We start from the raw sequence: 21,210 nt of genomic DNA on the forward strand, positions 1-21,210 counted from the left end.
CATAGCCATCGCCCGTGGCCCGCGGGTTCCTTCCTCGGGGACTTTCGTACGCCTGCCGGCGCCCGAAACTCTTCACGTTAGCGGTCGGTCGGCTTGCGGTGCAGGGGATAACGATAGCGGACATTCGACCTGCAAGGCCCGATGTCGGCCTAGGCGCAAAGCTGTCATTCGTGGCCGACCGCTTTGACCTGCGGACTTGTCGATTGGTTGCACTGGCGCTTCTGTCGGACGAAGATTGACCGGCGGGATGATGTCATCCGAGTCCTGCAGGGCGGGCTAACCAGCGGACCGGGCCCGCGGCGTAGGTAGCGAAACTACGCACTCGCCTGCATCGAGTTCAGTAGGCGTCGCTCTTCTTCGACAATGTAATCGCGGATGATTGGGACATCGTCACGGCAAGCCGAGATCAGTATCTGGAAGACAAAATTTGAACCGTTTAGGAAGCCGAGTTCGGCCGACGCCAGATAGAAATCCCACATACGGCAGAAGCGTTCGCCCATCATGGCGACTGCCTCCTCGCGCCTGGCCTCATAACCGAGACGCCAATCGTGGATCGTCCAGTAATAGTGCAGCCGCATATTTTCGCAGTCGGCGCACCAGATCCCCGTGCGCTCCAACGAGGCAAACACCTCTGACAAAGCCGGCACATACCCACCTGGAAAGATATACTTGCGGATGAACGGCGCCGTCGTACCAGGCGGTGACATGCGTCCGATCGCATGAACCAATGCGAAGCCGCCCTCCTTCAACAATCTACCAATGATCGTGAAATAGCTGTCGAAATGAACGACGCCCACGTGCTCCATCATTCCGATCGAGACAACACGGTCGAACTGTCCGCTGACCTCGCGATAGTCGACCTCGCGAAAATCGATCTGATGAGCGACCCCGGCCTCGATCGCTCGAAGCCGAGACGCCGCCAGTTGCTCCGTCGAAACGTTGATCGCCGTGACCTTCACGTCGCAATACTTGGCGAGATAGATGGCGAGAGCGCCCCAGCCTGAGCCGATTTCCATCACATGCATGCCTGGCTCTAGCTTGAGCTTCGCGGCAATGTGGCGATGCTTGTCGATCTGCGCTTGCTGCAGACTGTTGTCCGGTGCCGTGTAATAGGCGCACGAATAGGCCATTGTCTCGTCGAGCCATAGCTCATAAAATTTCGTCGGGATGTCGTAGTGATGCTGAACGTTTTTGGCGGCGAGACCGAGCTTGTTGTTCTGCTGGCGACGGCGCAACGCACGCCAGACTTTCCGCAACGCCTTCTGAACAGGGTGGGCTGCCAACCCAGTGCGGTTGACGGAAAAAAGTGACAAGAGGTCAAATGCTTTGCCACCGTTCTCGATCACCAGGCGGCCATCCATGTAGGCTTCGGCCGCCTTCAGTTCCGGATTGAAGAAGATCTCGCGTTCGACCGCTTTGTCGGTTAGGCGGATCGTCACGTCGGGCCCATCCTGTCCACTGCCGAAGGCTTGCCTGAAACCGTCCTCGAATATGACAGTCAGGCGCCCGTTTTTTACAAAACGGGAGAGCAGATTTGGCAGCAGACGCATTGTGTTTCGTTTTCTCCTCACTTGCCCCGTAAGTATGACTACCCGGTGTCGGTACATCAATACCGATCTGGGGGCGGAGAGGGATCGGGACTTCAGAAGTCTCCTCCCAATGCCGAAGTAGCGACCCATCCGGGCAACCTGCCCCGCGATCAGAAATGTCTGCTTCTGGCGCAATAAGATGTCCAGGTGGTCGCCGGCAGCGTCAGTTATCCGGCAATCGCAAAGATCGCCTCAAGGGCAGACATGCGACGCATTGCGGACCAACAGCGTTGGGCCGGACGCGACCGGAAGCTTCAGGAGAAAAAGACCTCCTCGGCGGATAGCCCGCATGCCGCCGTGTCCGGCTTATAGCGGACATTCGGCAATTTGGCAGCGAATGACCACATTGTGACAATCTTGCCGAAGACGAACGTCTAACCTAAACCCAATCCAGGACGTCAACCTAATTGCCGCCACTGTTTGGGACCGGCGTAGTTGCGACGTTTGCCCTATCCGGACGCGTGCAGCCTAAAATCAAAACCGCCCATCAGCAGACTCGCCCTCGCCGAGGACAACCTGTTAAGGCTCCACATCTAGCTTGAGCCCGGCCGCCAGTGCTTGCAGCCAAACCAAAACCGTTTCGTCCTTACGCTGCCTGCACGTTTTTCGAGATCCGCGCCCACTCCGGAATCCAGTCGCGGTGCGCGGCGAGCAGGTCGTCGACCAGCGACCAGATCTGGTCGAGATCGAGCTCGGCGGCGGTATGCGGATCCATCATCGCCGCGTGATAAAGATGCTCGCGGTTTTCCGTCATCAAGGCCGCGACAGTCAGTTCCTGCACATTGACATTGGTGCGGATGAGCGCCGTCAGTTGCGGCGGCAAGGCGCCGATGAAGGTCGGCTGGATGCCGGACGCGTCGACCAGGCATGGCACTTCGGCCGCGCAATTTTCCGGCAGCGAGGTGATGCAGCCATTGTTGCGGACATTGCCGTAAATAACCGAGGGCTCGCCGGTCCAGACCGAGTTCATGATTGAGGAAGCATATTCATGGCTCTCCTCGATCTCGATGTTCTCGGCGCTCCGGTAGGTGGCCGCCTGCCCTTTCCAACGCTCGATCTGCTCGATGCAGCGCTTGGGATATTCATCGAGCGGAATGCCGAACTTCTCGATCAGATCGGGCCTGCCGTCCTTGATGAAATAGGGCGTGTATTCGGCGAAATGCTCCGAGCTTTCGGTGACGAAATAGCCGAGGCGTGTCAGCATCTCGTAACGCACCTTGTTCGGGCAGCGCGGATTCCAGTGGCTTGGTTTCGGAAATCGCCCGTCGCGATAGCCGCGCACAAGATCCGGATAAAGGTCGCGGTAGCTGCCATCGGCCTGCCGATGCTCGAATTTCAGGTAGAAGGCCATGTGGTTGATGCCGGCGGCACGGTAACGGATTTCCTCGAGCGGGATTTCGAGATCGCGGGCGAGCTCGAAAGCCGTTCCCTGCACCGAATGGCAGAGACCGACCTGCTTGATGAGCGGATACTTTTCCGCAATCGCCCAGGTGTTGATCGCCATCGGGTTGACGTATTGCAAGAGGATGGCGTCGGGGCAGATTGCCATCATGTCTTCGCAGATTTTCCAGAGATGCGGCACGGTGCGCAAACCCCGCATGATGCCGCCAACGCCGAGCGTATCGGCGATCGTCTGGCGCAGGCCGTATTTCTTCGGCACCTCGAAATCAGTGACCGTGCAGGGCTCGTAGCCGCCGATCTGGAAGGCAACGACGACGAAGTCCGCGCCTTCCAGGGCCTTGCGCTGGCTGGAATGCGTCTCGATGGTCGCCGCAGCGCCAAGCGTCATGACAAGCTTTCCGGCGACGATCTCGCTTTCTTCCAGGCGCTGCGGATTGACGTCCATCAGCGCGATGGTAGCGCCCGAAAGAGACGGCCGCTGCAGCACATCGCCGATGACATTCTTCATGAAGACGGTGGAACCGGCCCCGATGAACGTGATTTTGGGTTGTCTCATCATGAATTGCGCCTCTTGTCTGCGATTTATGCGGCTACCTCGAACGCGGCCTTGACGAGCCGTTCGGTGTAGGCCGTCCTCGGATGGGAAAGAACCTCGTCGACGGGTCCCTCCTCGACGATTTTTCCGTGCTGCATCACCACGACCCGATGACAGAGCGCGCGTACGACCTTGAGGTCGTGGGAAATGAAGAGATAGCTCAGGCCGCGCTCGTCCTGCAGTTTGCGCAGGAGGTCGATGATCTGGGCCTGAACGGAGAGATCGAGCGCCGATGTCGGCTCGTCGAGCAGGATGAATTCCGGTTCGAGTGCGATTGCCCGCGCAATAGCGATGCGCTGGCGCTGTCCGCCGGAAAACTCGTGCGGAAAGCGCGACAGGATGTTGTGCGGAAGCCCGGCGCTGACAAGCGCCTGCTCCACGCGCTGCAACCGATCACTTTTGTTGACGCCGAGCCGATTGACGATCAGCCCCTCCTCGATGATCTGGCCGACCGACATGCGCGGATTGAGCGAGGAGAACGGATCCTGAAAGACGACCTGCATGCGCGATCTGAGCGGCCGCATCTGGTCACGTGTCCTTGCGTGGATCGGTTCGCCGTCGAAGAAGATTTCGCCGCCGTCGGCCGTCAGGAGCTTCACCAGCGCCTGCCCGAACGTCGTCTTGCCGGACCCGGATTCGCCGACCAGCCCCAGCGTTTCGTGCCGGTGAAGCTTTAGGCTGAGGCTGTCGACGGCGACGAGTTCCTTGAGCCGCGGCTTGAAGAACCCGCCATGCTTTAGCATGAACGACACCCGCACATTGCTGCCCTCGAGAATGATGGCTGAGTCCACCGGCGTCGGATTGGCCATGCCCTTTGGTTCGGACGCCAGAAGATGGCGCGTATAGGGATGCTGCGGGTTTTTGAAGAGCGCTTCAGTAGTGTTGTGCTCCTTTACCTCGCCCTGGCTCATGACATAGACGTAGTCGGAAAACTGGCGAACGACTGTCAGGTCGTGGGTGATCAGGATTACCGCCATACCGAGCTTCTGCTGCAGATCACGGATGAGGTTGAGGATCTGCGCCTGCACGGTGACGTCGAGTGCCGTCGTGGGTTCGTCGGCGATGAGTACGTCCGGATTGTTGGCGAGCGCCATGGCGATCATGACGCGCTGGCGCTGACCGCCTGAAAGCTGGTGCGGATACTGGTTGAAGCGGCTTTCCGGGTCCGGAATCTGCACCTGCCGCAACAGCTCCAGCGTACGCTCCGCGGCTTGCCTGCGGCTCATCTTCTGATGAACGCGGATCGCCTCGATGATCTGCGCGCCGACCGTGTAGACCGGATTGAGCGAGCTCATTGGCTCCTGGAATATCATCGAAATACGGTCGCCGCGCAGCGCCCGGCGCTGCCGGTCGGAGAATTTCAGCACGTTCTTGCCATCATATTCGATCCGCGAGTGCACGGCCACGGTGGCGCGCTTGGTGAGCAGGCCCATGATTGTGCGCGCCGTCACCGACTTGCCGGAGCCGGATTCACCCACCACAGCGATGGTCTCGCCGCGATAGAGCTGAAACGAGACATCCTTGACCGCGTCGACCGTTCCGCCTTCCACCTTGAAGGTCACCGCGACATTGCGGGCGTCGATGATCGGACTGCCGGTCCTCACCGCATGATCGTGACGTTCGTCCGGCGCCATCGAAGTCTTTTCCGTCAGAGCCATGGTGTCGGCCTTCTCAATAGGGATCGACGGCGTCGCGAAGACCATCGCCCAGCGCATTGAACGCAAAGACGGTGACCAGCACGAAACCCACGGGGGCAAGGATCCAGGGATAGGACCCAATGACCGAGTATGTCGCGGTATCCTGCAGCATCAGCCCCCAGGAGATCAGCGGCGGCTTCACCGCAAAACCTAGGAAGCCGAGGAAGGATTCAAGCAGCACGACATTGGGGATCGCCAGCGTGACGGCGACGATGACGTGGCTCATGACGTTGGGGAAAATATGCTGAAAGATGATCCGGCGGTCGGTTGCGCCGATCGCCATCGCCGCCCGCACATAGTCGATCCGCGCCAGCGCCAGCGTCTTGCCACGGACCTCGCGTGACATCTGCGCCCAGCCGAGCGCCGACATGACGAAGATGACGAAGGCGAGGAAGACGTTGGTCGGCGCCGTCACCGGGATCAGCGAGGTGAGCGCGAGATAGAGCGGCAGTTGCGGAAAGGCGAGCACCAGTTCGACGAAGCGCTGCACCCATGCGTCGAACCTTCCGCCGAAATATCCGGACACCATGCCGACCGTCGTGCCGACTACCGTGATGATGAACACCACGGTCAGGGCGATCATCAGCGAAATGCGCGAGCCGTAGATGATGCGCGACAGCACATCGCGGCCAAATTTGTCGGTGCCGAGGAAATTGACCGGGCTTCCGTCGGTGGCGCCGAAGAAATGCCGCTGCGCCGGGATCAGTCCGAAAAGCCTGTATTCGAACCCTTTGACGAAAAAGCCGAGCGTCTGCGGGTTTTCGTAGTCGGGGCCGACGATCGGCTGGAACGTGACGGGATCAAGTTCTTCTGTCTCACGAATTTGATAGGTGCGCGGCGGAAAGACGAAATTGCCGTCCCGGTCCGTCATGCTGATGGTCTGCGGCGGCGCGAAACCGACGCCGGTCAGCTTCGGATCGACGGGTGCGAAGAACTCCGCGAATATCGTCATGATCATCAGAAGGCAGACAAGGATCAGCCCTATCATGCCGGTCCAGGATCGCTTCAGACGGCGCCAGACGAGCGCGGTATAAGTTTCGTTGCCATTGCCTTTGGCCGGGGGCACGGAGGCGCAGACTACGGATTGGACGTCGGCTTTCATGCGTCGGCCCCTCCCCCAAGGCGAACCCGCGGGTCGAGCGCTGCAAGCAGCATGTCGGCGATGATGTTGCCGACGATCAGCGTCACCGACAGAACCAGCATGAAGGTCGCCGTGACATAGACGTCGCCGACCCACATCGAGCCGACGATGGCCGGGCCGACCGTCGGCAGGGCGAAGATGATCGCGGTTTCGATCTCGCCGGTCAGCATGTAGGGCATCACGACGCCCTGATACATGACGAGCGGATGCAGCGCGTTCGGCACGGCGTGGCGCATGACCACCGCGCCCTCGCTCAGGCCCTTGGCCCGAGCCGTTTCGACATATTGGGCGTTCAGCGTATCGAGAAGATTGCCCCGCATGACGCGCATGTTGTAGGCGAGTCCGCCCAAGGTGGCGATCGCGATGACCGGCCAGACATGCTTGACCAGATCGACGAACTTGCCCCACGACCAGGGGACTGCGCCATAGCGGGCGGAATGGAAGCTGTTGATCTCAGTGACATTGAAGTGGAACACCAGGATATAGACGATGATCAGCGCCATCAGGAATCGCGGTACCGTCATGCCGAGAAACGAGATCCCCGACAGCACGCTGTCCACCCAGGAATATTGCCGGGTTGCCGCCAAGACGCCGAAGGTGATGCCGATCACCGATGCCAGGATATGGCAGACGAGCGCCAGCGCCAGCGTGCGGGGCAGACGTTCGCCGACCACATCGGCGACAGGCTTGTTATAGAAGAGACTGTGACCAAAATCGCCGCGGGTGACGATGCCGGTGATCCAGTTGACGTACTGGACAGGCAAGGGCTTATCGAGGCCGTGCGCGATCTTGTAGACCTGCGCCTGGGCGTCAGCCTCCTCGAAGGACGCGCCGCCCTGGTTGATCATTTGCGACCGGATATAGTCGCTGTAGTCGCCGGGGGGTGCCTGGATGATCGCGAACGTCACGACGCTCAGGACGAACAGGACAGGAACCGCCGAGGCGATACGCACAAGCAGAAATCTGAACATGATCGTGTTTGCTTCTCTTGTGGCGCGTGGCGATCTGCTCCTTCACGAGGCGCGGTATCTCCACGGTTCAATTCGGAACCTCTCCCCCGGCGGATGCCCACCGGAGGAGAAATCGACTGCCGTCAGTTGATCGGGCCGCCTTCACCGGGCTTGCCGGGAAGCTGCTCGGGGAACAGCTCGTAGTCGCCCTGCTTGTCGGCGGCGACGAAGACCCGTTCACGGATGATCGTGTCCTCCGCCCAATTGAACATGAAGATCGGCACGCCTTCCGGAATGTTGGAGAAGCGCTTGTTGATGATGAGCGCACCCGGATATTCTGTCAGGCCGATCGTATCGAGATTCGTCGTCGAGATCTTCTGGAACTGCTTCATCAGATCAGCCCGCTCGTCATTGTCGTTGCTGGAAATGAACTTGTTGACGATGTTCACCATCTCCTGCTCGAACGGCATCAGATCGACCGTGCCGTCCGTTCCTGCCCTGTGATGCCAACTCGTGCGCGGACCGGTCGGGGCAAGCTGGGTCGTGTTCTGCACGACCGAGGTCTGTTCCTGCTCGTTGCGGCGAACAAGCCAGTCGAAGCGGCCGGCGTACTGCGTTGCGTCGCGCTTCGCGCCATCGATTGTGTTCAGCACGACCTTGAGGCCAAACTGTTCCATCTGGCCGACCAGACCTTCCGCGAGATTGCGATCGGTGCTGTAGTCGGAATTCACGAGAAGCACGATCTGTACGTCCGAGCCGCCAGCTGTACCGGCCGGGAAGTTGACGGCGCCGTTGCCGTCCGTGTCCTTCAACCCGACCTTCTCCAGCAGCGCCTTGGCGCCTTCCAGATCGAACGGGTAGTACACCGTCGAGGCGCGATCATAGAAGCTCGTGCCAGAGGAAATGCCGCCGGGATAGATCGCGGTGAAGGGTCCTTTGACGAGGGATTCGCCGAGTTTCTTGCGATCGATGGCCATGGTCACGGCCTTACGGAAATCGACGTTGCGGTTGAGCTCGCGTACGGCTTGCGCCCGCTCGTCCGGCTCGCCCCAGCCATTGGCTGAAAAGTTCATGCGCAGATTGTAGCCGATCAGCCGGGCGCCAAAGGCCAGCCGCGCGGGAGCCGTTTCCTGTGCGGCGCGCTTCAGCGATTCCACGAAATTTTCCGGTTGCTCCAGGTTCGAGATATCGCCGGACCCGGCGATCGCCTGCACGTCGCGATCGGCCCAAGTCGAAAGCTTGTAGTGCAGTTCGTTGAGATAGGGCAGCTGATTGCCCTCTTCGTCCACCTTCCAATAGTAAGGATTGCGGCGAAGCACGATGACGTCGTCCGAACGGTATTCGATAGGCACCCAGGCGCCCATGACGGGCATATTCAAGTATTCCGGCGGAAAGCCGTTCTTGTACTCGTCATAGGTGGTGCCTGCATATTTCGGATGCTTGGTCTTCAAAATGTGCGAGGGGCCGGGGCAGAAGGTTCCATAGGCCATCGCATAGAGATGCTGGCGCGGGAACGCGTCCTTAAAAGTCCATTCGATCGTATATTTGTCTATCGCCTTCAGGGTGGTGCCTTCTCCGAACGTTTCCGGTGTTGCACCGTTCAGCGGCGAGACGTTCGGATCGACGACATTGTCGTCCCAATAGAACATCACGTCATCGGCGTCGAAGGGATCTCCGTCGGACCACTTTGCGCCTTCGATCAACTTCATCGTCAGTGTGTGGCCGTCTTCCGACCACCCCCAGCTCTGGGCAAGATTGGGCAGCGGCTCGACGTCTTTGGCATCGACCTGGAAGAGCGGCGCGGTGCGTGTCAGGCATTCGAACATGGCAATGTCAATGCCGCCCCAGCCTTGCGTCTGCCCGGCGCTGTAGTTCCAGCCTTCCGGCCGGCCGCCGACGACGTGGCGCATCGTGTCGCCATAGACGCCTGTCCCGTCGGGCATGTTGCCTGTCTTGAAGACCATCGGCTCCTTCGGCAGCCGCTCGGCCAACGGAGGCAGTTTCCCGGTCTTGACGAATTTTTCGGTGACCCACTCCGGCTCGCGATATTCCGGCAACGTCTTGAACTCGAGGATCGAGTCGCGCGGCACGTAATTGATGTTGCCTTGCGCCGGAAACGGCGGCTGTTCCGGCACGATCGTCGGCTCGGAGGCCACGGCCTGGATCGCGAACGCCGATACGCCAAACAGAAGCGCGGCGGTTTTCATGCAGCCAAAAATGCTCATTGTCCTGGTTTCTCCCTTATGCTTCGGGCCTGCCGCGATGGCATGGCTCTCCTCCTACAAGCATCGAACGAAGCGGTATTCCGCTTTCTCAGAAGCGGTATTCCGCTTTCTCAGATGACAGTGCCGTGCTGCCCGGGCGCATTCGCCGAGGCACGATCCTGTCCGCCCGGTTTTCCGGAACATTGGCTTATCGCAACCAATGTCTCAGCCGGCCGCGCGCAATTTCATGGCTTCCTTTTCGGCCCTGATCTCTTCCATCGAGCGAACCTCGCGGCGGGCGACGCCCTTCCACTCCCGCGTTTTCACCGTCGCGCGGCTCAGCCGCTGCTTGGCGCCGTCGATCGCATGGGCGAATTGCGGCAGCCATTGCGCTTGCGCCACAACCATCTCGTCGACCATCTGCCAGACCTCTTCCGGCGTGCAGATGGCGCCAACCAGCGGATCGTGCAGCACGGCCAGTTTCAGGAGGTCGATGTCGCCGGAGATTGCCGCATGGACGGACATGCGCTGGACATTAATCGACGAAATGCAGGTCGCGGCGCAGGCTTCCGGAAGCGTGATGCCGGCCACCATGTTGATGCCGAAGCGATCGACGAAACCAGGCGATTCGATGATTGCATCGGACGGAAGATTGGTGATGACGCCTTCGTTCTTGACGTTGAAGTGCCCGCGATAGACCCGACCGGTCTCGAGCGCCTCCAGTATGTGGCTGGCGTGCTCGTTCGAGCGGCGCCCGGGATCGAAGGGCTTTCCGGCATCTTCGAGGAATTGCGGGAATTCGGTTTCGAACCAGTTCCGGGTTTCGGTCGAATAGCGCAGATAACCACCGGTTTCGCCGTGGATCCAGTCCGACATGTCGATCCACTTGGCAGTCTCCTCAGGCCGTTTGCGGTACCAGGGCAGATATTCCGACAGGTGGCCGTTACTTTCGGTCGAATAGACGCCGAAGCGCTTCAACACGTCGATCCTGAGTTTCTCCTGCCGTGAGAAGACCGGATGCGCCTCGAAGGCGGCGACGAGCTCATCCTTGCCGATCTTGCGGCCCTTGACGCGAACGTCGACGAACCAGGTCTGGTGGTTGATGCCGGAGCAGACATAGTCGAGCTCGCCTTCCCCGGCGCCGAGGATCTCGGCAATCTGCTCGGCCCCATGCTGGACCCCATGGCAGAGACCGACCGTATCGACCTTGCCGAATTCGATCGCCGCCCAGGTGTTCATCGCCATCGGGTTGGCATAGTTCAGGAATTTCGCGCCTGGCTCGGCCAGTTCGCGAATGTCCTTGCAGAAATCCAGAATGACCGGGATGTTGCGCTGGCCATAGAGAATGCCACCGGCGCAGATCGTATCGCCGACGCACTGGTCGACGCCATATTTCAAGGGGATGCGGATATCGTCGGCATAGGCGGCGAGACCTCCGACGCGCACACAGCTAATGATGTAGCGCGCGCCCTCGATCGCCTTGCGGCGGTCCGTCGTCGCGGTCACCTGTGCAGGAAACTGGCTCGACTTGACGATCCGCAGGAGAATGGACTCGATCATCTTGAGATTGTGCTCGCTGATGTCGGTCAGTGCGAACTCGATGTCGCGTAGCTCCGGCACACACAAAATGTCCGTGAACAGCTTCTTGGTGAAACCGACGCTGCCCGCGCCAATGATTGCGATCTTTAATCTGCTCATTCGAACCTTCTCCGCAAACGGATTGGACCGATAGGTAAAATCGGTTCGTGGAAATCCGGTCTAGGCGTGTTATTCGGAAGACACGCAACCAAGCGGCGTGCAACCGCGATTTCATCCTCATCTCTTTTGCTTTTTGGTCAGTATGCGTAAAATCACGTCCCTCCGGTAGGGCGTAGATGTGCTTTGTAGGGTAATTTTGTGCTGCAAAAACTCGTCGACCTTGGACCTGTGATGAAGATGATTTCTCTGCCGCGCGCTCGGCAGCGATTGCACACCATGCCGACCAGCACCGGCTACGACGTGAGATCGGATGCCGGCTACAGTTGGGATGGCCGCAGGCGCGGGCAGACGCCGTTCACAGTGATGCAGCACACCATCAGCGGCACCGGAAACCTGCGTTACGGAACCAGGTCCTACCGCATCGCTGCGGGCGAGACGATGCTGTTGGTTGTTCCGCATTCGCACCGCTACTGGGTCGAAAAGGGCGAGCGCTGGGAGTTTTTCTGGATATCGATGCATGGGGCGGAAGCGTTGCGCATCCATAGAGAGGTCCTGGCAACGAAAGGACCGGTGTTCAGGCTGCGGGCAGCGACCGTCGACAATCTGGCCGACTGCGCCTACCGGCTGGTCAAAGGCGACGGCTCAACGCCGGCACGCGCCTCGGCAATTTCCTACGAGGCGGCCATGGCACTCTATGACGACGTGTTCGAACTGCACGGAAATGACGTGGCGGAGAATTCGGTAGTGCGTCAGGTGACTGACTATATCGACGCGCATCTGCATCTGCCGTTGCCGGTCGATGAGTTGGCGCGGCTTTCCGGTCTCAGTCGCGCGCATTTCTCGCGTGTGTTCGCGGCGCATGAAGGTATTCCTCCGGCTGAGTTCGTCCTCAACAGACGCCTCGACCGCGCCGCAAAGCTGCTGACCATGTCCGCCGACCTTCCGGTGAAGGATATTTCCGGCATGTGCGGCTTCGAGGATCCCAACTACTTCGCCAAGGTATTCCGACGTGGCTTCGGGGTCAGTCCGACAGAATTCAGGACCACTGGCATGTATGCAAGCGCCGGTTATCAGCAGGGGCAGATTTTGGACAGATGACAAATAGCGCTGACCTGTCACCCTTTGATGGCTGCTTTTAGCGCCAGAGACACCGTCAACTCGGTCACTCGGACATTGGCTTTCAGGAGGCGTCAAAGCTGATCTCGACGTCCGATCTTTGGCGCAAAGCGGACGGGTCCCACGATTGGCCTGTGCGCAGTAATCGACCACCACTCAAGGTATCAGCACGACCTTGCCGGTCGAGCGGCGCTCCTCCAGCAGGCGATGCGCTTCGTTGGCCTAGTCGAGCGGACTAGCGGCCGCCTTGCGGCACGGCAAGCCGGCCGCCTGCGGCCAGTTGGAAATGCTCCGACAGGTTGGCCCTGAGGTCATCGGCGGAGAGCAGCGGCAGCGGCAAAACCTCGCAAGGACTGGTTTCGGGTGATCACCGCTTCCAGTTCCGTAGTGCCGATCGCGTATCTGCCCAGCGCTCACCAGGCACACGCCGCTGGAATGCTAGGAGAACGGGTGCTAGCGTACCCCCGGAGCCCTCGAACAGATCGAAGGCTCACATGGAGTTTAACATCCCGGAGCTTATGATAAGCTTGAAATCCGCCGAGGCGGAAGCGCGCGAGTTGGTGGAATGGCTAGCGATCAGACAGCCGAGCGCGAAATCTTACCGAGCCGAGGGCCATAGTGATGGCCGGGCCTGAGCCTGAGCGAAAGCCGGCACAAGACGTTCGGAAGACGATAACAATTCTCTTCGCCGACATCGTAGATTCGTCACGCCTTAGCCTCACCCTCGATCCGGAGGCGCTCCAGAACCTGCTCGCCCGATACTTTGACGAGATGAGCTCCATTATCCAGCGGCACGGTGGAATCGTGGAGCGGTACGTCGGTGACGAGATCATGGCCGTGTTCGGCGTGCCGATGCTTCACGAGGATGACGCCCTACGGGCGGTATCCGCCGCTGTCGAGATGCGCGACACACTTGCGACACTCAACCACGAGCTTGAGACGGTTTGGGGCGTTCAGCTGGCTCATCGGATTGGCCTCAACACCGGGGAGGTCTTTACTGGCGACGACAGGCAGGGACATCGATTTCTCGCTGGCGAGGCTGTGCGTATTGCCAAGCGTCTGCAGGAGGCCGCGGCGCCCAACGAAATCCTGATTGGAGAGGCAACCCATAAGCTGGTAGGCCACGCCGTTGTCGTAGAGCCTAGCAGCCCGCGCGCGCTCAAGCACGGCGAGAAGTTCCCTGCCATTGTCGTGGTAAACGTCATCGCCCGCGCCGCCGGCTTTCAACGCCGCTTCGAGGCGCCGTTCGTCGGACGCAAGCGCCAGCGTGCGAGGATCGACACCATTTTTCGTCGGGACGTGTTCGAAAATAAAACCTGCCGCCTGTTGACCGTGCTGGGCGAGAAGGGCGTAGGAAAGTCGCGGCTTGTTTCGGAATTCGCCGGAAGTCTTTCGGACGATGTGATTGTCGCGCGCGGCCGCTGCCTGCCCTACGGCGAGGGCATTACCTATTGGCCGCTTGCAGATATTATTCGGGATATCACGGGAGCTGAGGGTATGGACCCTCGCAAGCAGTCTGCAGCGAGGATTGCAGAGAGCCTCGGTGGGGGCGACGAGGCCGAGCTCATCGCCGAGCGCGTAGCTGAGTTGCTGGGGTTCGGCGGCAAAGAACCAGCGTTCAGTGAGGAGACTTTCTGGGCCGTCCGACGACTATTCGAGGTGCTAGCGGGAGAACGACCGCTGGTGATCGTGGTGGACGACCTCCACTGGGCCGAGTCGACGTTCCTAGACTTGATCGAGTATCTCGTCGATATCTCACTCGATTTCCCCATAATGATCGTCGGCATGGCACGAGAAGAATTGCTCAAAAAGCGCAACGGCAAAAAGCGCAAAGGTTGGGGTGCCGGGAAGCCGAACGCGACGACAATCAAGCTTGAACCGTTGAGTGAAGCGGAATGCCGCGAAATGATCTCAAATCTACTCGACCATGTGCCGCTATCACCCGCAGTCGAGTTGAAGATCACAAGCGCCGCCGCGGGTAACCCGTTCTTTGTAGAAGAGCTCGTGGCAATGCTCGTTGATGAGGAGCTGATCACGCGCAAGGAGAACGGCTGGGTCGCTCGCTCGGATCTCTCCGAGCTGCCAGTCCCGTCGACAATTAGCGCGCTCTTAGCCGTCCGTCTCGAGGGCCTCCCAGTCGATGAACGAGCGATCTTGACGACGGCAGCCGTCGAAGGCGCGGTGTTTCATCGGAGTGCAGTCGCCGAGCTCGCTCGCCCGGCTCTCGATTCGGTGCTTGATGATGGCTTGCTCGCGCTTGTACATCGCGATTTAATCCGCCAAGACGCTTCGGACCCCTCCGGTGAGGAGGCCTACCGCTTCCGTCATGTTCTGATACGTGATGCTGCGTATAACTCACTGTCGAAGAACGTGAGGGCCGACCTGCACGAACGCTTCGCCGCCTGGCTTGAGATGAAGCCAAGGGAGCATCTGCGGGAATCTGACGAGATTGTTGGCTATCACCTCGAGAAGGCCATTGAGTGCCGCTCCGCGCTTAAACCGCGCGACTCGCGCGTTGCTTCGCTCCGGGCCCAGGCAGCCGCGCGGTTCGAGGCCGCGGCCCGGCGGGCATTCGCCCGCGGCCACCGGTCCGCCGCGATTGCCCTACTGCAGCGAGTGTGCGAACTGCTCAGCGAGGATTCACGGCAAAGAATGGTTCTTCCCGAACTAGCCGCAGCACTGATCGAGTGCGGGCGGCTCGCCGACGCTGAGGACGTGCTCGGGAAGGCGGAGAAGCTGGCTGCTGTCGCAAACGATGAGCGCGCAGCGTCGCACGTGCTCGTCCAGCAGCACTTACTCCGGCTCCTCCACGTCGAGAAGGGCGGGATAGAGGAAGCTGCGCGGGCAACGGGCTTGGTGATTCCGGAATTCGAGCGCTTCAAGGACAGCCTTGGCTTGTGCCACGCGCGGCGGCTCGAAGCGTTGTTCTATTGGAACGAGGCACGCGCCGAGGCGGCAGCGGAAGCGTGGAAACGCGCGGCCGTGCACGCTTTGGTCGCAGGCAATAGGCATCTCTACAACGAGATCCTGACGTGGATCGCGTCCTCGCTGTGGTTCGGTCCGACACCGGCCGACGAAGGAATTCGGCGCTGCGAGCTAATACGCGAGGACGTCCGTGAGAGCCCAGAGTTCGAGGCAGCGATCCTCCGTCACCTGGGTGGTCTGCAAGCGATGGTTGGCCGCTTCGACCTCGCCCGGCAGCTGCTTGCAACGAGCAATGCCGTTTACGCTGACCTCGAGGTCACGCTCGACGCGGCAACATCCCAGAACGAAGCCGTCGTCGAGCTGCTCGCCGGGAATCCAGCTGCGGCCGAGGAGAGCCTGCGCAAGGGATATCTGGCGCTTCAGGAGATGGGCGACCGCATGTTTCTGCCGACAACCGCTGCGTTCCTCGCGCGGGCCGTCCTGGAACAGGGGCGCGACGAGGAGGCCGAGGACCTGGCGAAGCAGAGCGCTGAACTGGCCGCGAAGGGCGACCTGCTCTCGCAGATCCTTTGGCGCGGCGTTCGTGCTCGGGTGCTTGCGAGGCGTGCGCAGATCGAGGAGGCCGAGGCGCTCGCTAGCGAGGCTGTGGTGCTCGCCGAAGCGACCGACTTCATCAACCACCGGGCGGACGCGCTGATGGACCTGTCGCATGTGTTCAGGGCTTCAGGACGCGGGGACGAGGCGGTCAATTCCGCCTCCGAGGCGCTGCGTCTCTACCAACTCAAGAGAAACCTCGTCTCCGCATCCGCGACTCGGTTATGGTTAGAGGGATAATTGCTCAGGCTGGAGCCTTCGGAAAGCACCATTCGACCGCCCTCGGCGTATCGTTCTCGTTAGAACGATTGCCGCGAGCCAGCTATTCGAGATTTCCGAAGATTTCGTCGAGCTTCTCTTTGACGTCGTTCTTGTTGTCGAAAGTAAAGAAGGATTCATTGCCTTTCGACCCCTTGGCATTTTCCTCGGTCTCAGTGTCATCGTTGACTATCATACGATAGCCGCCTTTTTCCGACTTCACCATTGTAATCGTTACATCTTTCATTCTGCATCCTCCTCTTCCATGTCGGAGACTGGGCAGACACGCGGCTGGTGACGAGCGGATTAAAGTCACTGAGCCGCCTATCCGAAGCCGCGACTCGTCCTACACCGACACATGTGCCTACTGCAGTTCAATTGGATCTTCAGACCACCAGAGGTACCCTTTACTACTGCTATTGGTGTCTTTCCAATAAACAAGAGCTATTCCCACTGCTGGTCCCGGCAGGAATGTTCCCCGGTTGTAGAGTCGGACGTTCGCAATCCAGTGGCCCGCCACCGCAAAAGCGCCGCTGCCTCTCGATCCGTGGTAGGTCTGGGCGCTACCCGTGCTCGACTGGACAATCCAAGCGTCGACCCACCTCGGCGTCGGGTTGCCAGGAAGGCCAGTAAGATCCAACGGCCCTGTTGAAAAGTCCACGCGTCCACTAGTTATATTCTGTATGGGGTCCCAATTGCCTCCTGCCATGATATCCCTCCAATCGCTGCCCGCGGCTCACGGTTCAATGGGCGGCAGCAGATCTCACCGCTCGCTAACTATGTCTCATCTTGTCCAACTCGCCTAGTAAACCGCTTGGGCTAGCTCTGCTGTGTGCAGTTATTAAAGGATTCTTCGCATACGCAGTCACATGATGCCATTCCTGGCAACGTCATGGCAACACAACTGCATGCTTCATGCGTACTCAGCACTGTTTGTCAGGTGGTAAGGAATCGTCTTGAAAACGCGCGACACGAGGTGTTTGCCCAAGCGCTTAGTAAGGGTAAGTCACAGGCCAAAGCCTACGCCGGGCTACAAGCCATCAGTGGCGCACGCGTCTCGCTTGGCAACGAATACCATAGTAATGACCCGTGTTGCCGAGCTGCAGGCGGAGGCGGCTCAGAAGGCAACCGACGCCCTCTCCTTCGAAGCCGTCGACCTGTTCCGGCGTTTTGAGAGGGACATTGCAGAAGGCCGCTGGTGATCGACCGGTGAAGGGGGCAGGATCCAGGTGTCACAGGACTCTATGAGCGGCTCAAGGACGGGTTTGTTCTCGAACTGCGCGGAACGCTCGAAATCAAAGGAAAGGCCGGATGGTCACCTGGTATCTGATCGAGCGCAGGCTGACATAGGGATTCTGATCACCGTCGTTCTCCGCGACCTAGTGCCCCAAGGAACCCTAGTTCAGTCCGCAGTTTGGCAAATGGCACACCTGCCTCTGCCGGGTGGCTCAAACAGGGGCCGCGTTCGCACGGTGCCGGAGGCACTCCGGTGCATATTCAGAGGCCCACGCATCCTCCATTCGGAGGAAAGCCGCCTCTATTTTCAGGAGAGCCGCGGAAGATGGCTCGGCACGCTAATTGTGGTATCTTAGTTGAGAGGCAGTTGCTCATGCGTCGGCTGCGACATGAGCTTGGAGGAGTTCCGGGGCATCGGCTATCGAAGATGCAGTCTCGTCCCAGGCGCTGTCGAAGCTAACTGGGTTGGCTTACGACCGCACGCTTGATACGTCGCTCCGTCGGACAGGAGGGTCAGATAGCGAACAAGTCTCGAGTCCCCAGCAAAACACCGCGCGCTGCAAAACCAAAGGGTGTTCAGGCCTTTACGGTGAACGGCATCGAGAGTCCGCAGCCGTTTCTCGCGGCTCAGCTCTCGGACTCAGCCACTCCGTCCGGCGCCGCGAGAAAGGCCGCGATGTCGCCCGAGGAAGTGTCGGCACGCGTCCGCGAGTTCAACCTGAAGCCGACGGTCAGCGATGCGCAACTGTATGACGCGGTGAACCGCATCAGCGACGCGGCGGTCCGATCGCCAAGTTGCCGGAAGACATCCGCGAGACCATCGCCACCCTCAACAATAAGGCCCGCCGCATCGACAGCGTGCTGGCGTCCGAACTCGAGAACCTGCCCAGCTTTACCGGGATCATGAAGGTCCTCGCGCGTCGCAACCTGCAGCGCGGACTAGCGCTCGGCTTGCCGAGCGGTCAGGGCATGGCGAAGCACTTCCGAGTTCAACCAATGACATCGGCGCAGCTCACGCAAGGTCTACCGGCCAACGAAATCGCCGCGTTGAACGCGGGCGGCCAAGTGCTGCTCAAGAAGACGCCGCTCTGGTACTACGTCCTGCGTGAGGCCGCAGTGCTTGGCGGCGGCGACCGCCTCGGACCAGTCGGCGGCCGCATCGTTGCCCGGACATTCGTCCGTATGCTCAAGCGCGACGGCAACTCGTTCCTGAATGTGAATGGCGGATTCACGCCAATCCTGCCGTCGAAGGTGTCAGGGACGTTTACGTTCGCCGACTTGCTTATCTTTGCAGGCGTCACGCAGCCTTGAAAAGCTCACGCTTGTACGGACCAATGGCAGGCTAAAGGTCCGCTGCAATTTCTACCGCCTCTGGCCAAGGCCCTGCGGCGCGGAATGGAACCGCCGCGCAGCAGGGTGCAATCTCAGTTCTTGACCGTGTCTTCCAAGAAGAAGCGGCCGAGCGGATTCTGGTAGAAGTTCTCGATGTTATTACGCGAGACGTTGATGAACGGGCTGTAATACAGATCGATCCAGTTGACGTCCTCTTTGGCCATCTTCTGCAGATCGGTGTACATTTGCTCGCGCTTGGCCGGATCCATCTCGATGCGCGCCGCCGCGACCAGCTCCTTGACCTTCTCGTTGTTGTAGCGGGTCATGTAATTCATGTTCGCGTCGTGGCCGAGAACGAAGGTGGTCTTCTGGTCTGGGTCGAGGATGTCGTTGGTCCAGTAGTTGACACAGACGTCATAATCGCCGGCCACCAGCATGTCCCATTCCTGGCTCGGGTCGACCTTCTGGATGTTGACGGTGACTCCGGCCTTGGCAAGCTGCTGCTGCAACAGGACCGCGATCTGCTCGTCGACCTCGTTGCCGGCGTTCACGACATAGTTCAGCGTCAGGTCGGCGGCGCCAGCATCTGCCAGCATCTGCTTGGCCTTTTCCGGATCGTAGGGCCGCTTCAGATTGTCGGCGTAGTGATAGAGCGCGCCCTTCGGGACGTAGGAGTTTGCGACCTCGCCGTAGCCGAACGTCACCGTGTCGACCACAGCCTGCTCGTCGATGGCCATGTCGAGGGCCTGCCGCACCTCCTTCTTCGCCAGCGCGCCATGCTCGTGGTTGATCAGCAGGTGATCCTCGCGGGTCGACGGGTCGAGATGGACGGTGAGGTTGGAATCCTTCTGCAGTTCGGCGACGCGAGAGAACGGCACAAAGATCGCGGTGTCGAGCTGGCCGGCCTGCACGTTCAGCATGCGGGTGTTATCGTCCGGCACGGAGATCCACTCGACGCCGTCGAGGCTGACACGATCGGCCTCCCAGAAATGCGGGTTTTTCGCCAGGATGACACGATCGCCGCGCCTCCATTCCGTGATGGTGAAGGCGCCAGAGCCGATGGGTGTTTCAGCATATTTCTCCGGACCGAGCGCCTCAAAGCCCTTCTTGGAAAGAACCGAGGCGATCGGGAAGGCCAGCGTCGCCAGGAACGGCGCGGTCGCCTGCTTGAGTTTGATCGTGACGGTCTTTGGATCGGTTGCCTCGACCGTATCCATCACCTTGAAAGGATCCGCCCACAGCGAGCCCTCGTCATCCCTGATGCGGGTGAGGCTGAACACCACGTCGTCGGCCGTCAGGTCGGAGCCGTCCGAGAACTTGGCGTCGCGCAGCTTGAGCGTATAGGTGAGGCCGTCCGGGCTGACCTCCCAACTCTCGGCGAGACCGGGCTCCAGCTTTTTGCCCGTCTTGTCGACGCGGATCAGCACGTCATAGACGTTGGCGAACACCCACAGGTCGATGTTCTGGGCGGTCTTGATCGGATCGAAGGTGGTCGAGTCTTCGCGCCGGCCAATCGTGAGTACGCCGGCGGCTTCTGCGAGCGTCGCCCCCAGGGACAGGCTGGTCATAACGGTGACCAAGCCGATGCACATCCATTTGCTTCTTAACATCGGTATTCCCCTTCTGGTTTGCCTTTGGTTTCAGTTCGCGATCCCGTCGGCCTGCGGGGTCGCCATCTTCGAGGGAACAAGCAGCGGCTTGTCCGGATCGATATGCGGAACGGCGGCAATCAGCGCGGCGGTGTAGGCATGCTTCGGCCGGGAGAACACTTCCTCCGAACGACCTTCCTCGACGATCACGCCGCGGTGCATCACCACAACACGCTGGCAGAGATTGCGAACGATTGCGAGATCATGGGCGATAAATATCAGCGTGAGCGACATACGTTCCACCAGTTCGCGGAACAACTCCACGATCTGCGCCTGGATGGTGACGTCGAGGGCGGCCACGCACTCGTCCGCAATGATAAGTTTCGGGTCGACGGCGAGCGCGCGAGCTATCCCGGCCCGCTGGCATTGGCCGCCGCTCATCGAGCGCGGCTTGCGGTCGAGGAACGCGCGCCCCAAGCCGACCAGGTCGAGCAGTTCGCCGCAGCGTGCCGGAATTTGCGCGGTCCCGATCTTGCCCTGTACCCGCAGGACCTCGGCCAGCATCTTGCCAACGGTGAGATGAGGATTGAGGGCGTTGTAGGGGTCCTGGAAAACCATGGCGGTTTGACGTCGCAGCATGCCGAGGACTGCGCGACCCGATGCGATGTCCGTCCCATCGAACCGTATCGTGCCTGACGAGACCGGCGTAAGTCCAAGGACGGCGCGCGCCAGAGTGCTCTTGCCGCTTCCGGATTCGCCGACAATGCCGACCGTTTCGCCCGGCATGACACGGAGTGTGACCCCATTGACGGCATCAACCGCGCCTCGCCAGAACAGGCGGCCCGTAGCGAAGCGCACGTGCAGCTTCTCGATGTCGACCACCGG

General features: G+C 60.2%; 12 protein-coding genes and 1 pseudogene. 3 read left to right on the forward strand and 10 right to left on the reverse strand.

From position 1 onward, the window contains the following. Window positions 1-314: 314 nt before the first annotated feature. The 7 genes from AC0L16_RS14960 to melA (AC0L16_RS14990) all read right to left on the reverse strand — a co-directional run bounded on the left by AC0L16_RS14960 (window position 315) and on the right by melA (AC0L16_RS14990) (window position 11,275). Entirely contained in the window at window positions 315-1,550 is a 1,236-nt protein-coding gene (locus tag AC0L16_RS14960) for a class I SAM-dependent methyltransferase (protein WP_473621757.1), read from the reverse strand. 625 nt (window positions 1,551-2,175) lie between these two features. Beyond that, window positions 2,176-3,549, reverse strand: a complete 1,374-nt coding sequence (melA, locus tag AC0L16_RS14965) for an alpha-galactosidase (protein WP_473621628.1) — start codon at window positions 3,547-3,549, stop codon at window positions 2,176-2,178. 23 nt (window positions 3,550-3,572) lie between these two features. Further along, window positions 3,573-5,243: an ABC transporter ATP-binding protein gene (locus AC0L16_RS14970; protein WP_473621630.1), complete on the reverse strand. Its 1,671-nt coding sequence runs from the start codon at window positions 5,241-5,243 to the stop codon at window positions 3,573-3,575. A gap of 13 nt (window positions 5,244-5,256) precedes the next feature. After that, window positions 5,257-6,384 (reverse strand): ABC transporter permease, encoded by a 1,128-nt coding sequence (locus AC0L16_RS14975; protein WP_473621631.1) that lies wholly within the window; start codon window positions 6,382-6,384, stop codon window positions 5,257-5,259. Next, entirely contained in the window at window positions 6,381-7,394 is a 1,014-nt protein-coding gene (locus AC0L16_RS14980) for an ABC transporter permease (protein WP_473621632.1), read from the reverse strand. The genes AC0L16_RS14975 and AC0L16_RS14980 overlap by 4 nt, the downstream gene beginning before the upstream one ends. A gap of 122 nt (window positions 7,395-7,516) precedes the next feature. Continuing rightward, on the reverse strand, window positions 7,517-9,598 hold the full coding sequence (locus tag AC0L16_RS14985) for an ABC transporter substrate-binding protein (RefSeq protein ID WP_473621633.1): 2,082 nt from the start codon (window positions 9,596-9,598) through the stop codon (window positions 7,517-7,519). A gap of 204 nt (window positions 9,599-9,802) precedes the next feature. Next, window positions 9,803-11,275: an alpha-galactosidase gene (melA, locus tag AC0L16_RS14990; RefSeq protein WP_473621634.1), complete on the reverse strand. Its 1,473-nt coding sequence runs from the start codon at window positions 11,273-11,275 to the stop codon at window positions 9,803-9,805. Between the two features lie 231 nt (window positions 11,276-11,506). Between melA (AC0L16_RS14990) and AC0L16_RS14995 the strand changes: the two genes are divergently transcribed. Both AC0L16_RS14995 and AC0L16_RS15000 read left to right on the forward strand, forming a co-directional pair. Beyond that, window positions 11,507-12,373, forward strand: a complete 867-nt coding sequence (locus AC0L16_RS14995) for an AraC family ligand binding domain-containing protein (protein ID WP_473621635.1) — start codon at window positions 11,507-11,509, stop codon at window positions 12,371-12,373. A gap of 639 nt (window positions 12,374-13,012) precedes the next feature. After that, window positions 13,013-16,150, forward strand: a complete 3,138-nt coding sequence (locus AC0L16_RS15000; RefSeq protein WP_473621637.1) for an ATP-binding protein — start codon at window positions 13,013-13,015, stop codon at window positions 16,148-16,150. A gap of 82 nt (window positions 16,151-16,232) precedes the next feature. Here AC0L16_RS15000 and AC0L16_RS15005 read toward each other — a convergent pair whose 3' ends face one another. Beyond that, window positions 16,233-16,415, reverse strand: a complete 183-nt coding sequence (locus tag AC0L16_RS15005; protein ID WP_473621638.1) for a hypothetical protein — start codon at window positions 16,413-16,415, stop codon at window positions 16,233-16,235. A 1,784-nt stretch (window positions 16,416-18,199) separates the two neighbouring features. On the opposite strand from AC0L16_RS15005, the gene AC0L16_RS15010 reads away from it, so the two are divergent. Next, a complete protein-coding gene (locus tag AC0L16_RS15010; RefSeq protein WP_473621639.1) occupies window positions 18,200-18,715 on the forward strand; it encodes a hypothetical protein in 516 nt (171 codons plus the stop codon). Window positions 18,716-18,828: 113 nt separating this feature from the next. Here the strand turns inward: AC0L16_RS15010 and AC0L16_RS15015 are convergent, their stop codons facing one another. Together AC0L16_RS15015 and AC0L16_RS15020 are read right to left on the reverse strand one after the other, a co-directional pair. Beyond that, window positions 18,829-20,328: an ABC transporter substrate-binding protein gene (locus AC0L16_RS15015; protein ID WP_473621758.1), complete on the reverse strand. Its 1,500-nt coding sequence runs from the start codon at window positions 20,326-20,328 to the stop codon at window positions 18,829-18,831. A gap of 48 nt (window positions 20,329-20,376) precedes the next feature. Beyond that, a pseudogene (locus AC0L16_RS15020) lies at window positions 20,377-21,198 on the reverse strand (ABC transporter ATP-binding protein); the annotation flags it as partial. Between the last annotated feature and the right edge of the window lie 12 nt (window positions 21,199-21,210).

The organism is Mesorhizobium sp. WSM4848 (assembly GCF_055811375.1).

Bases quoted from the DNA above. Each gene is read 5' to 3' on its own strand.
- AC0L16_RS14960 (WP_473621757.1), bottom strand. From the start codon at position 1,550: ATGCGTCTGCTGCCAAATCTGCTCTCCCGTTTTGTAAAAAACGGGCGC.
- melA (WP_473621628.1), bottom strand. From the start codon at position 3,549: ATGATGAGACAACCCAAAATCACGTTCATCGGGGCCGGTTCCACCGTC.
- AC0L16_RS14970 (WP_473621630.1), bottom strand. From the start codon at position 5,243: ATGGCTCTGACGGAAAAGACTTCGATGGCGCCGGACGAACGTCACGAT.
- AC0L16_RS14975 (WP_473621631.1), bottom strand. From the start codon at position 6,384: ATGAAAGCCGACGTCCAATCCGTAGTCTGCGCCTCCGTGCCCCCGGCC.
- AC0L16_RS14980 (WP_473621632.1), bottom strand. From the start codon at position 7,394: ATGTTCAGATTTCTGCTTGTGCGTATCGCCTCGGCGGTTCCTGTCCTG.
- AC0L16_RS14985 (WP_473621633.1), bottom strand. From the start codon at position 9,598: ATGAGCATTTTTGGCTGCATGAAAACCGCCGCGCTTCTGTTTGGCGTA.
- melA (WP_473621634.1), bottom strand. From the start codon at position 11,275: ATGAGCAGATTAAAGATCGCAATCATTGGCGCGGGCAGCGTCGGTTTC.
- AC0L16_RS14995 (WP_473621635.1), top strand. From the start codon at position 11,507: ATGAAGATGATTTCTCTGCCGCGCGCTCGGCAGCGATTGCACACCATG.
- AC0L16_RS15000 (WP_473621637.1), top strand. From the start codon at position 13,013: ATGGCCGGGCCTGAGCCTGAGCGAAAGCCGGCACAAGACGTTCGGAAG.
- AC0L16_RS15005 (WP_473621638.1), bottom strand. From the start codon at position 16,415: ATGAAAGATGTAACGATTACAATGGTGAAGTCGGAAAAAGGCGGCTAT.
- AC0L16_RS15015 (WP_473621758.1), bottom strand. From the start codon at position 20,328: ATGTGCATCGGCTTGGTCACCGTTATGACCAGCCTGTCCCTGGGGGCG.